The organism is Falsiporphyromonas endometrii, assembly GCF_042654485.1.
Taxonomy (GTDB): Bacteria; Bacteroidota; Bacteroidia; order Bacteroidales; family Porphyromonadaceae; genus Porphyromonas; species Porphyromonas endometrii.
In genome coordinates this window covers 1-11,609 of the sequence record NZ_JBHSGO010000006.1, presented here as the reverse complement: position 1 = coordinate 11,609, position 11,609 = coordinate 1, and the positions used below count along the sequence as shown (strand labels likewise).

12 protein-coding genes and 2 tRNA genes are annotated in these 11,609 nt (G+C 39.3%); 7 read left to right on the top strand and 7 right to left on the bottom strand.

The genetic code is table 11. The annotated features are described in order from the left end of the window. Nucleotides 1-6: 6 nt before the first annotated feature. From ACFO3G_RS00680 to ACFO3G_RS00665, 4 genes are all read right to left on the bottom strand, one after another. Nucleotides 7-1,053, bottom strand: coding sequence for an aminotransferase class I/II-fold pyridoxal phosphate-dependent enzyme (locus tag ACFO3G_RS00680; RefSeq protein WP_380077028.1), 1,047 nt, complete (start codon nucleotides 1,051-1,053; stop codon nucleotides 7-9). A 590-nt stretch (nucleotides 1,054-1,643) separates the two neighbouring features. Further along, nucleotides 1,644-1,817, bottom strand: a complete 174-nt coding sequence (locus ACFO3G_RS00675) for a hypothetical protein (RefSeq protein ID WP_380077026.1) — start codon at nucleotides 1,815-1,817, stop codon at nucleotides 1,644-1,646. Nucleotides 1,818-1,965: 148 nt separating this feature from the next. After that, nucleotides 1,966-2,862: a 4-hydroxy-tetrahydrodipicolinate synthase gene (gene dapA, locus ACFO3G_RS00670; RefSeq protein ID WP_380077024.1), complete on the bottom strand. Its 897-nt coding sequence runs from the start codon at nucleotides 2,860-2,862 to the stop codon at nucleotides 1,966-1,968. Nucleotides 2,863-3,067: 205 nt separating this feature from the next. Next, nucleotides 3,068-4,372 (bottom strand): serpin family protein, encoded by a 1,305-nt coding sequence (locus ACFO3G_RS00665; protein ID WP_380077022.1) that lies wholly within the window; start codon nucleotides 4,370-4,372, stop codon nucleotides 3,068-3,070. Between the two features lie 225 nt (nucleotides 4,373-4,597). Here ACFO3G_RS00665 and ACFO3G_RS00660 point away from each other — a divergent pair, with 225 nt between their 5' ends. After that, nucleotides 4,598-4,867, top strand: coding sequence for a hypothetical protein (locus ACFO3G_RS00660; protein WP_380077020.1), 270 nt, complete (start codon nucleotides 4,598-4,600; stop codon nucleotides 4,865-4,867). A gap of 578 nt (nucleotides 4,868-5,445) precedes the next feature. Here the strand turns inward: ACFO3G_RS00660 and ACFO3G_RS00655 are convergent. The 3 genes from ACFO3G_RS00655 to ACFO3G_RS00645 all read right to left on the bottom strand — a co-directional run bounded on the left by ACFO3G_RS00655 (nucleotide 5,446) and on the right by ACFO3G_RS00645 (nucleotide 7,241). Beyond that, a tRNA-Val gene (locus ACFO3G_RS00655) sits at nucleotides 5,446-5,520 on the bottom strand. A 30-nt stretch (nucleotides 5,521-5,550) separates the two neighbouring features. Then, nucleotides 5,551-5,625, bottom strand: a tRNA-Val gene (locus tag ACFO3G_RS00650). 203 nt (nucleotides 5,626-5,828) lie between these two features. After that, nucleotides 5,829-7,241 carry an ATP-dependent DNA helicase gene (locus ACFO3G_RS00645; protein ID WP_380077018.1) on the bottom strand — a complete coding sequence of 471 codons (1,413 nt, stop codon included), beginning with the start codon at nucleotides 7,239-7,241 and terminating at the stop codon, nucleotides 5,829-5,831. A gap of 105 nt (nucleotides 7,242-7,346) precedes the next feature. Between ACFO3G_RS00645 and ACFO3G_RS00640 the strand changes: the two genes are divergently transcribed. The 6 genes from ACFO3G_RS00640 (at nucleotide 7,347) to ACFO3G_RS00615 (ending at nucleotide 11,403) form a co-directional block, all read left to right on the top strand. Continuing rightward, a complete protein-coding gene (locus ACFO3G_RS00640; RefSeq protein ID WP_380077016.1) occupies nucleotides 7,347-7,982 on the top strand; it encodes a hypothetical protein in 636 nt (211 codons plus the stop codon). Continuing rightward, nucleotides 7,979-8,782 carry a DUF3822 family protein gene (locus ACFO3G_RS00635; protein WP_380077014.1) on the top strand — a complete coding sequence of 268 codons (804 nt, stop codon included), beginning with the start codon at nucleotides 7,979-7,981 and terminating at the stop codon, nucleotides 8,780-8,782. The genes ACFO3G_RS00640 and ACFO3G_RS00635 overlap by 4 nt, the downstream gene beginning before the upstream one ends. A gap of 6 nt (nucleotides 8,783-8,788) precedes the next feature. Then, nucleotides 8,789-9,340, top strand: a complete 552-nt coding sequence (gene rsmD, locus ACFO3G_RS00630; RefSeq protein ID WP_380077012.1) for a 16S rRNA (guanine(966)-N(2))-methyltransferase RsmD — start codon at nucleotides 8,789-8,791, stop codon at nucleotides 9,338-9,340. A 169-nt stretch (nucleotides 9,341-9,509) separates the two neighbouring features. Then, nucleotides 9,510-10,061, top strand: coding sequence for a nitroreductase family protein (locus ACFO3G_RS00625; RefSeq protein WP_380077010.1), 552 nt, complete (start codon nucleotides 9,510-9,512; stop codon nucleotides 10,059-10,061). A 48-nt stretch (nucleotides 10,062-10,109) separates the two neighbouring features. Continuing rightward, the gene (locus ACFO3G_RS00620; RefSeq protein ID WP_380077008.1) at nucleotides 10,110-10,889 is read left to right on the top strand and encodes a Rossmann-like and DUF2520 domain-containing protein; all 780 of its coding nucleotides are present in this window, start codon (nucleotides 10,110-10,112) and stop codon (nucleotides 10,887-10,889) included. Then, on the top strand, nucleotides 10,882-11,403 hold the full coding sequence (locus ACFO3G_RS00615; RefSeq protein ID WP_380077006.1) for a KdsC family phosphatase: 522 nt from the start codon (nucleotides 10,882-10,884) through the stop codon (nucleotides 11,401-11,403). Before ACFO3G_RS00620 ends, ACFO3G_RS00615 begins: the two co-directional genes overlap by 8 nt. Nucleotides 11,404-11,609 lie beyond the last annotated feature (206 nt).

Genomic DNA, 11,609 nt, shown 5'->3' with positions numbered 1-11,609 from the left:
GTCAAATTACTTAAGAACTTGCTTAATAGCATTCAAAAGTAATGAATTACTTGATGCATCTTGTGCTGCAACACGAAAATGCTTGTTGCTGAGGCCGTGAAAATTGGAGGCATCTCGGACAAGCAATCCGAATTGAGAGACAAGTTTGTCTTTGAGTTCTTGAGATGTGATCGAATGTTTGTCACTAATTTTACATAGCATAAAATGGGTATTGGTAGGCTCAACCTCAAGTCCTAACGCAATCAGACCGTCTCGCAATGCTTTGGCTTCACTGAGCAATACTCCCAAATCAAATGTTCTTTTGTTCCATTCTTCATCTTTCGTGACAAACATACCGGCTTCTATCGCCAAAGCATTGACAGACCAAGGCATCCTGAATGCTCCGTATTTTTGTAGGATAAGTCTGTTTTGTGTCACTGCATAACCAAGTCTTAGACCGGGAAGTTTGTATGCTTTTGTAAGTGAATGAAGAATTAAAATATTATCGAATGTGTTGATGTCTTCATCTGGAAATACATCTTCTGCAGTAAAGGATGCGTATGACTGATCAATAATGAAAAGGGTGTTGGAGCATCGTTTTGCAAGGGCCTTGATCTCTGCAAGAGGAATTACTTGACCGGTAGGATTGTTGGGATTGCAAAACCAAAAGGCATCCAATCGAAAGCAACTGATAAGATTGGCTCCCTCTTTGAAGGATGATACATTGTAAACCTTTGCTCCTACATGATTGAGTGCATCGGTATATTCGCTGAATGTAGGTTGTACAACTACATTGACACTGTTGCTTCCCAAAACATTTGCAATCGTGTAAATGGCATCTGTAGCACCGGAAAATGCGATTACATTTGATTTGTCAACATGAAGTTTCTCTGCTAATCTCTCTTGAAGAGAATATGGCTCAGGCTCCGGATATGAATCAATAACCGAAATTGATCGAATGAGGTGTTCTTTCAGCGCCTGGTTGTTGGTAGGACCGTAGATATTACTACTGAAGTTTGCTTTTAAAACATCTATACCATATTTGTATAGATCATCACCGTGTCCGTCTATCATACATAAATGAGTTTATTATAAAAATATAAGGATACAAACAGCTTGAATGAACAAGGTTTGTATTGTTTACGTATTATTAGGTCGATGCTCCTCCTGTTTTCTCTCTTTGTCTTTGCTCTGATAATGGCAATCATTTTACTATTGAGGAGAACCCGAAATACCCATTAAAATAAATTGCTTCTAAGCCAAAAGGTTAATAAATATTGTATTGCTTCCAGTTACACTGAGAAAACTGATAATGAGTATTTGCAATACATACAACCGAAAAATAACTTAAAAGAATTTCAAGTGATATGAGAGTTTGGGTTTACGAACTTATGCATTTGGGGGGGCAACAAATCCAAAAACAGTTGTCTGAAACAGACTAAAGAAAGGGCTTTAATAGATGCTCATAATACAAATAGTTATTCATTAAAAGCATTATAATGAAGTCAAAACCGCCCTCTCACTCACAATAAGTGACAACAAATCTTCCTCTGCCTATAGAAGTGGCAAAGGAAGACTGAGAAACTGCTTCGAATTACTTTTTTGATTGTCCGATAAAATCGAAACAGCTTCTTAAAAATACATCTTTATAAAAATGAGGATTCTTAAGCTCCCGCTCTTCTATTCAAAACAATATGTCCTACAAAGCCGATGATTTCAAGAATCAAACCGGTCCATAGTGTTGCATTGGACTCAATGCCTGCAAAATAGGGAACTGCCAAAAACAGTACACCGATCAACATTACGATGGCACCTAAATACTTCATAAAGTTATTCATAACTATCTATATTTTGTTTATTATTCTTTTCGTGACCACAAATTTGGGAATAATCTATGGGATATTGAAATTATCCCCAACAATTTATCTTTAATCTTTTTCTTTTATCACTGTTATTGACGTTAGATCAATTTAATACATCATTGTTTCAGTGATCTGTTCCAAGCGTTTGATATACCTCAAAAAGCTGCTCGGCTGTCTTGTGAGAAACTTCGGTAAGTGGCAGTCTCATTGTGTCGTTGGGTATCAGTTCCATTGATTTCAGAAGTGATTTGATGCCTCCGGGATTCCCCTCAACAAAGAGCAGCTGATACAATTGCTCCAACCTTTGGTCCATTGATTGAGCTTTTCCCCAATCTTTATTTAAGGCATAAGCCACCAGTTGAGAGAAGTATTTGGGGTAAGCATTTCCAACAACTGATATGACTCCTTTGGCTCCCACTTTCATGAATGGGATGGTCAAGTGATCGTCTCCGGACAAAATGGTGAGTCTTTGTCCCAATAGGTCAACTAACTGTTTTACTTGATCGACACTTCCTGCAGCCTCTTTTACAGCAAATATCTTTTCGCAATCATCTGCAATTCGTTTGATTGTTTCCGGTTTTGCATTGACCCCTGTTCTCCCGGGAATATTGTATAGAATGATTGGCAGTTTTGAAGCTTTGTTTAGTTCGCAAAAATGTCTGTATATGCCCTCTTGGTTGGGTTTATTGTAGTAGGGTACAATAGATAAAAAGCCATCGACTCCATCAAGAGTAAAACGTTCGACCTTTTCCAAAAGCCTTTTGGTATAATTGTCGCCTACACCAACGATTAGCGGAACTCTTTTGTCTACTTTCTTTATGATAGCTTTAATGATCGCTATGCGCTCAGATTCTTCCAATGTGGCGGACTCACCGGTTGTACCCATTGCAAGAAGGAAATCAGCACCTCCTTCGATTTGATAGTCTACCAATTTGTCCAGCGTTTCAAAATCAACACTGCCATCTATATTCATAGGTGTCACCATAGCCACACCCAAGCCACTTAGTTTTAGATTACACATAGATAAATTTGCTGTTATTAGTCACAAATGTAACTTAACTGCCTTTGTTCAACAAATAACTTTAGATGATTTTTATTTATCATTCTTTCTGTAAATAGGATGTTGTTGCATATAATGAAGGTAATAGACAATCTGTTGAAATAGAAAGCACCTCCAAAGATTTACTTCGATGGAGGTGCTTTTCTAATGTATCAATTTGCTCTATTTATCTGGGAATGTTATTTACATGTCCTATGAATAAAATCTTTCCTGTTAGTTTGTGTCTGATTAGGATGTAGAATGGGTGGTCCACAACAACTTTTATTGGTATGGCTTCATTGCCCGAGATAGCTGTGGCCGCCGAGGCCTCCAATCCATTTTCATCCCATTTTACAAAGCATTTTTGTACAATCTGGATGTTGTCTCCACCATTAAATCCCATTTTCTCTTTTGTGCTGCTTGTGAGAATTCTATTTAGCCCTATGTTATTCATACTTTCTGATAACGGTAAAGATGATGTTGTAAATTCGTACTTTGGAAGTGATAGGTTGAATGAACTTGTCGTCCCGTTGTCCAAAATCTTATTGATGTCATTTTGTATGAAGTAAGAAGATGAAAATTCTTCCCTGTTTTTAGGCATGACTATTACCATATCATAAGCCTCTCCTGCATTCATTGTGATGGCCTCCATTTGATTGTCTTCAGCGTGTGTTCCGCAGACTATGTCACTCATAAAAGGTACTTCACTTTTGCCAGTGGAGCCGTAAAATATCCCTGTTTTAGTATGGGAAGCATCGAATGGATTTAGCCAAGGAGCTTTGAAATAGATGGTATTGACTAAGATAAAATGAGTTTTTCCGTCTATCATTTGAAGTTTCAGCAGATCCTTGATCCTTCCGTAAGTCATGGCTTCGATCCACTTGTTGATGGCTTCAATTGTGTGGCTGTCATTCAGATTGGCAAAAGCCATGGAAGCATTGAAATATTTCTCCAAATTCTGTGGATATGCCCGGTTGGCTTCTTTTTTATGTATCAGGTCAACCCAAAAGGCATTGGCGGGGAAGAATCTTCTGTATTCGTCCGAGGTAATCAAATCTTGGGATAACCTTTTGTAATACTCTGCAAGTTTGATAGAATTACCATGAGGAAACTGAAATTTAGAAACAAGATCATCATAGGCTTTATCCTCTATCCCAAGCATATACATTCCCATGGCATATTCAAGAGAAAGTGGGGAGAATAAAGTGTTATTGTTTTTGGGTTCTTTCTTTTCAATCTCATTAAATAGAGAGAACCCAAGCCTATTTCCCGCATTGACATATGCTTCGTCTTCCGGAAGAATGGCTTCCCGCTTGTCATTCTTAATCTTTGGAACACTCGATCCCGGTTTTGGAGTCTCGACATTATTGGCGTAGTAAATGTCTGTACCCTTATTAATATCCGGATTTATTTCTTTGTTGTCTTTGTCACATGAACTCAGAAGAGTCAATGAAGCAGCTGCAGTCAGTGTAAATTGTATTAAATGTTTCATACGAGTTGTACTTATGTTAGTTAAACTGTTTGTTTTTGCTATTCACTTAGTAAATGAGAAATATGCAGAAATACTGCTTCAACAAAAATAATATTTGCGATACAGAATTTAAGAGAAGGTCCTTTTGAGGTCTGTTTCATATACAGTTTGGCCTTAATCCAATTGAAGTGTCATTGCTAAAGATAATCCTTTTTAGTATCTTAGTCACCGATAAAGACAGATACCATGGATATAATCATGTTACTTACCTTCCTTTTGATGATTGTTTTGCTTGGAGGATTATTCCTTCAAGAGGGTAAGATATGTCTTATCGACGAGGAACAAATCAATGACCCAATAACTATCAAATATAATCTTAAGAATGTCCTTTATAATTGGGCTGTGAAGCTCGTCATGAGAGGGGATTGTTTGTTAAATACTGTTACCTGTTCTAATACTCTAAAAGCTACTGAAACAACACTGATTCAACTTCAAATTCACAAATTCGAGGGTTAGGGTCACTTGCCCTTTTGCCGACTTTGCCCGTTTTTATAGTACGAAACGGGCTTTTTTATGCGCTATTTTAACAAATAAGCTCGCGCGAGAAGCAATCCGTTCTCGCGCGACTTTGGATCTGATCTCGCGCGACCTTGACATGCGAAGTCGCGCTACTTGGGGTGCAACCTCGCGCGAGTATAGGTTCAAGGTAGCGCGAGAATGGATTGCAAGTCGCGCGACCTTCCAAAAAAGGCGGCCTAAAGTCGATTTTTAAGCCGGCGAAAGACAAATAAAAATAGTACTTTATATAAATTAACATTTAGCAAAGCCGACAAATCTCCCTTCGCTCTGATTTTATAGAAGAAATGGCCTTTTTTAAGCTCAAAAATGGGCTGTTTTTAGACAAAAAGAACTGCTGATAAATTTACATTATTTATCTAATAAAGTCTGATTTAAGGGAGGTGTACAATATAGGTTTGGGGTTCAATACATCCACCCGGTGCTTAATTCGTTATGTAGATGAAGTGCTAAAAGAATTGTTTTTCGAGACTGTATATAACCAAAAAAGGTTGCATCATCACTGATACAACCTTTAGTGGGCCCACTAGGATTCGAACCTAGGACCCTCTGCTTGTAAGGCAGATGCTCTAAACCAGCTGAGCTATGAGCCCTTAACTAAGACTTTCCAAAACTTTGAGGTGTGGGCCCACTAGGATTCGAACCTAGGACCCTCTGCTTGTAAGGCAGATGCTCTAAACCAGCTGAGCTATGAGCCCCTTACCTTTGTTTTAGACTTGTCTTGTCTACTGCGTTTCTCAGAAACACGATGCAAAGGTAAGGCATTTTTTGAAACCTGCAAGAGAAAGCTGTTATTTTTAAGAATAAAAATTTATTCCTCCTTTGTGATATGTTGTTTAAGTAGTTGTTTGTAAGTGTTTTATATTTTGGGAAAGATGTAAAACTTTTTTTCTTCAATTCTTTATGGTTCAACCATCTCCTTAGGCGTATTAACAAAGAAAACCTCCTTTTCGGCTCGAGTTATGGCTGTATAAAGCCAACGAATAAGGTTGGCATCGCTTGGAATGATACTCATCAGTCCCATATCAATAAATATACATGGCCATTGTCCCCCCTGTGCTTTATGACATGTCAGTGCATAAGCATATTTGACTTCGAGCGCATTCCAATAGGGGTTTTTCTTTAGTTCTTCTCTTTGCTTTACGATAGAAGTTATCTCTTGATAGTCAAGCATAACTTCATTATAAAAAGATTCCCTTTCTTGACCTGTCATTTGAGCTGTTTCAGAGGTGAGAGAGTCGAGCAGAAGTGTGACCGATTGCTCTCTATTTTCATCTTCTCTAAAGATCTCAGCTTCGCAAAAACGCTTATTGTATAAGTCAATCCTGTTTCCTAAGTGAGTTGTTTCGATAATCTCCCCGTTGGCAAGGAAGTCGGTGCGATCTTTTTTGGTGGCATAATGGTAGTTGTTGCGCGTGACTACTAACCTTTCGCCTCTCACAATCTCTTCTTCAAAGTCCAAGACCTGGGATCTAATGCCAAGGTTATACGCAAGTGCCCTCTTGTTGGAGTAGCATATAATCATAACATTTTCTAAACCGTAATTTCTATAAGAGGTATCAATGGCATCAATGAGTTCTGCTCCGGAGATTTGATGTGTGTCATTGAAATGGCAGTTTATTTTGGGCGTGTTTTCCCCTTCAAGTAAGTTTCGTATTGTCGTGGCATTGTAAAGGATGCCGGATGTCTCTTTTTGTCGAAGGATCTCTTTCATGGTATAGTGGTATACCTTGAGACCATAGCGACCTTCCAAAAAGGAAATGTCAAGAGCCGGTGAGTTGTCTTCTCCTACAGGTGGAAGCTGAGCAGAATCACCAACAAGGATGAGACGCGAGCCCTCTGTGCACGATGCAAAAGAGAGGAGGTCTCCGAGAAGGTCTCCTGATCCAAATAGTCCAAAACTGTTGCCTTGTGAACCAATCATTGAGGCTTCGTCTACCACAAATAAGCTGCCTCGTCTCCCTCCCGGGGCAAGAGAGAAACTGCCTCCCTCTTCCGGAAGTGCTGCTGTTGCTTGATAAATAACTCTGTGAATCGTGTAAGATTGTAGTCCGGAATAGTTGCTTAAGACTTTGGCAGACCGGCCGGTAGGAGCCATAAGAGTAATACTGAGACCGGGTAAGTGCATGGCATTGACCAAAGCACTTATAAGACTTGTTTTACCTGTACCGGCATAGCCTCTCAATACAAAAATTGAATAGGGGGAGGGGTCTTCAAAAAATTCTTGCAACTTTAGGAGGGCATTGGTTTGATCTTCACTTAATTTGAAAGGTATGTTTTGTATTATTTGTTGAATAAAAGACTGCTCTATCATTGTAAAATCATATATTTGCACTCACTAAGTTACTCTTTCTAAATTTATAGATGTATCTTAGCGGTGTAATTTATGCTTTGAAAGTAAAATAATTATCAGATAAAGATGAATAAGCTAATCAAAATCTTAGTGGGCATCGCTGCTCTAGTGATGATTTACCTTTGTGTAATGAGCGTTTACACACCGGTACAGTTTATAAAGGAAAAAGCACAGCGTGAAAAAGTAATCCAAAAGAAGCTTAAGGCAATCTCTACATTGGAACAGGCTTATGAGAATATTTATCATAAGTACGCTGACGCTCAGCATTTACAGTGGTTCTTGCAAGAGGGCAAATTGTATTACATCAAGGCTGAAGGTGAGTACACTGATGAGATGAGAGATAAGAAGATTACAGAGCGTGAAGCAGTAAGACAGGGATTGTTGCGTAGAGACACTGTTTGGGTACCTGTGGCTGATACATTGTTGAAGAATTCCGGTATCACGGCAGCTAATCTTTTCAATGTGCCATTTAGCAAAAATCCTATCAAGTTGGAGACTGATTTTATAACACAGACTGTCGGCGATTCGGAAGTTAAGGTGCCGGTATTCCGTGCTTCTCTTAAGTTTAAAGATTACTTGGGTGATTTGGACAAGGTTTCTCTTAGCCAGGCTATCTCTTCTGAGAATGCTAAAGCTAATGGTTTCCCGGGCTTGGTACTTGGCTCTTTGAAAGAGGTTAAAACAACAGGTAACTGGGAGTGAAAACTGATTTCTTGTCTTTTTTAAGACCGGATATAGCAGAAAAATATAGTGTGTCCATCCGCTTACGAGTGGATGGACTTTGCTTTCATATCTATTCTGATTCGGGAGAATTGGAATATGAGGAATGGTTTGCCTATCCCTGTGGTGTCTATGAAGAGAAAGATGCAGTAGAAGAAGTTTTTTATAAGAATCCCTTTTTGGCGTATCCATATAAGAAGGTCATAATCTATTATGAGCCATTGGTGTATACGCTGGTTCCAATACAACTTTATGACGAGTCGAAAGGTTCGTTTTGGTTGCAAGCCATATCAGAAGAGCCGGAAGTGGGAGCTGAGGCTACGGCACGTCGTTGGGAATGTTATACCACAGAGTTGCAGGATAATAAGAAGTTGCTTCTGTCTGCTGCCAACAAGCCGGTTATTCGGTTCTTAAATAGACAAATGTTGGTAGTCGATCCAAAACCTTATTTTGTCGATTTATTGTTGCAGGAATCCAAATTTGCAAGGGAATGCACCGGCCGTCAATTAAGTGTCATTATTCGAAAAAATGCGATTGACGCCTTTATCTTTGAAAATGGGGAGATCGTTTTTGCCAATAAGTTTGATCTCTCTGTGGCTTTGGACTCTGAGGAGGTCATAGGAGAGATTGTTTATTATATTTTGATGATTGCCAGAACGCAGTCTCTTGATGCTTGTGGAGACCATTTGAGAATTTGTGTCGATGACAAAAGAAGTCATGATATGTGCCAAAGATTGCTCGATGTAGCATCCAATTTTTTTCAACATTGTACTATAGATTAAAGAATTATGAGGATTATCTCCGGTAAATATGGGAAAAGACGTTTTGATGTTCCAAAGTCATTTAATGCCAGACCAACGACAGATTTGGCTAAGGAGAATCTCTTTAATGTCCTAAATAACTTGATGGACTTTGAAGGAATTAGAGCATTGGATGTTTTCAGTGGTACCGGAAGTATTTCGCTTGAGCTTATCTCAAGAGGAGCAGCCAATGTCCTTGCTGTGGAGCTTCGCAACGAACATGCCAATTTTATACGAAAGACTGCCAAGATTTTGGGTTGTGAGGGTCAGCTAAGGGTATTGTCTCATGATGCATTGAAGTTTTTGGCAAAGGCCGGTGGAGGTCAGAAGTTTGATTTTATTTTTGCTGATCCCCCTTATGCTTTGCCTGAACTACAGAAAATACCGAGCTTGATTTTTGGATCGGATATTCTTATGCCGGGAGGTATATTTGTATTGGAACATCCCAAAGAATATGATTTTAGTGAAGAAGAGCACTTCTTCGACCATCGTGTGTATGGCTCTGTCAATTTTTCTTTCTTTACAATCGAAGAGCAATAGTCTTGCTCAATCTAATTGAGTCTCTATCGAAAAATAGACTTACATTTGTCTTTGACCTTCTGTAGGAGGCAATGCAGATAGTTGTAGAGACTATCTATTCTGCTTTTTGATAGTCTTATTGGATATATCTGCTTCTCCTATTGCAGTTGGGTAAACAAAATCTCTGGTTATGGAAAAGTCATTTTACAATTTAATTTCTGATAGACGTTCTACAAGGAAGTTTAAGGACACTCCTTTGACACCTGATCAGGTGCGGTATCTTTTGTCTGCGGGTTTGAGGGCACCTTCAAGTCGAAACAGACATTCTGTACAATATGTTGTTGTGGAGGATAAGGAAAAACTGAAGGCTCTCTCTTTGGTTAGAGAACATGGCTCGAAGTTTTTGGAGCATGCCCCATTGGGAATTGTGGTACTTGGTGATCCGATCACATCCAATCATTGGATGGAGGATGCTTCTATTGCGGCTACATTTATACAACTTCAGGCCGAAGCATTGGGCTTGGGTTCTTGCTGGTGTCAAATCATTGATACCTTGACTGTCAATGGTCAGGAGTCTGCCGAGTATGTTCGTCTTCAATTTGATATTCCTCTTCAACTTGAAGTCCTTTGTATTATAGCTGTAGGACATAAGGATGAAGACAAAGAGCCTGTTCCGGAAGAAGAGCTATTATGGGAGCGAGTACATCTTGATCATTATCATCTTCCAACATCTGAAGAATAGGCATGGAAAACATGCAATCTCTTAATCTATTTGTAACGCCTGACTATAATGAAAATCATACTTTTGGGAAGTGGCAATGTAGCTACTCATCTTGCCACGGCAATTGCCATGTCTGAGAATGAGCTTTTGCAGGTTTATAGCAAAACTTATGACCATGCCAAGGCTTTGGTAGATCAATTGAATTGTGGAGCAGAAGCCCTGGATAATCTCAATCTTATAGATCCTTCTGCTGATTTATATCTATTTGCGGTGAGTGACAATGCCCTTTCGGAATTGGCCGAAAAAATGCCGGAGACTTCCGGTGTGTGGGCACATACAGCCGGCAGTGTGAGCATAAATGTGCTTAAGAAGCATAATGATCATGGCATTTTTTATCCACTTCAGACTTTTAGTAAATCAAGAAAACTTGATTATGCTTCGTTGCCTCTTTATCTGGATGCTGCAACAGACAAAGCGCGAGAGACCTTAACCAAGTTGGCAAACTCAATCTCAAAAAGTGTTGCATTTGCAGATGACAATCAGCGAAAGCAGTTGCACCTTGCAGCGGTCTTTGCCTGTAACTTTACAAATCATCTATATGCCATAGCCGAGCATCTTCTCTCAAAAGCAAATCTTTCGGCAGAAGCTTTGGCCCCTCTTATCAAGGAGACCTCTGAGAAAATAGCTGTGATGCCGGCCTATAAAGCGCAGACCGGGCCCGCAGCTCGAAAAGATACACAGACAATAAAGAAGCATATGGACTTGTTGGATGAAGAAAACCTCAAGAAGGTTTATCAAACCATGTCCGATTCGATTATTCATTCTAAACTTCAAACAAACCGTGAGTAGTATAGCATACGATCTAAAAAAGATAAAAGCATTCATTTTTGATATGGATGGTGTTATCTCGGGTACGGTTGTACCTATGGCTCCTGATGGAGAGGCACAGAGAACGCTCAATATCAAAGACGGCTATGCCATGCAATATGCCGTGAAGCAAGGTTTTACGATTGCCATCATTTCCGGTGGACTTTCTCAAGCAATGAAGGAGAGAGCTGCCTATTTGGGAATACAACATTGCTTTATGAGAGTCCCAAACAAATTGGAATGCCTTAAGCAACTGATGGAAGAGACAGGGCTTCGAAAAGAGGAAATCATTTATGTCGGTGATGATATACCGGATAGAGAAATCATGGCATTTGTAGGACTTCCGGTAGCACCTAATGATGCTGTCCCCGAGATAAAAGCCGTGGCCAAGTATATATCACACAAAAATGGGGGATTTGGTGTGGTAAGAGATGTCATTGAGCAAACCCTCAAGGCTCAAGGCAAATGGGCCAATGGCCAAGGATGGGGTTGGTAAGGATTGTGACGTCATAATCATATTTCAATATAGAGTTGTGCTTCAAATCAGTTCAAGGTATTGAGGTGGTAAAAATGATATGGGGCTGTGTCAAAATTCCATTTGGCGCAGCCCTTTCTGTTTTTTGAAAAAAGTTTCAACTTTCTCTATATTAAGTCTTTTCCATGTTATTAATAATAGTTATCTTTATGGTATACAAATAGTTA

Coding starts and splice junctions, on each gene's coding strand:
- ACFO3G_RS00645 (WP_380077018.1), bottom strand. CDS start 7,241: ATGATAGAGCAGTCTTTTATTCAACAAATAATACAAAACATACCTTTC.
- ACFO3G_RS00625 (WP_380077010.1), top strand. CDS start 9,510: ATGGAAAAGTCATTTTACAATTTAATTTCTGATAGACGTTCTACAAGG.
- ACFO3G_RS00620 (WP_380077008.1), top strand. CDS start 10,110: ATGAAAATCATACTTTTGGGAAGTGGCAATGTAGCTACTCATCTTGCC.
- dapA (WP_380077024.1), bottom strand. CDS start 2,862: ATGTGTAATCTAAAACTAAGTGGCTTGGGTGTGGCTATGGTGACACCT.
- ACFO3G_RS00660 (WP_380077020.1), top strand. CDS start 4,598: ATGGATATAATCATGTTACTTACCTTCCTTTTGATGATTGTTTTGCTT.
- ACFO3G_RS00640 (WP_380077016.1), top strand. CDS start 7,347: ATGAATAAGCTAATCAAAATCTTAGTGGGCATCGCTGCTCTAGTGATG.
- ACFO3G_RS00665 (WP_380077022.1), bottom strand. CDS start 4,372: ATGAAACATTTAATACAATTTACACTGACTGCAGCTGCTTCATTGACT.
- ACFO3G_RS00675 (WP_380077026.1), bottom strand. CDS start 1,817: ATGAATAACTTTATGAAGTATTTAGGTGCCATCGTAATGTTGATCGGT.
- ACFO3G_RS00680 (WP_380077028.1), bottom strand. CDS start 1,053: ATGATAGACGGACACGGTGATGATCTATACAAATATGGTATAGATGTT.
- rsmD (WP_380077012.1), top strand. CDS start 8,789: ATGAGGATTATCTCCGGTAAATATGGGAAAAGACGTTTTGATGTTCCA.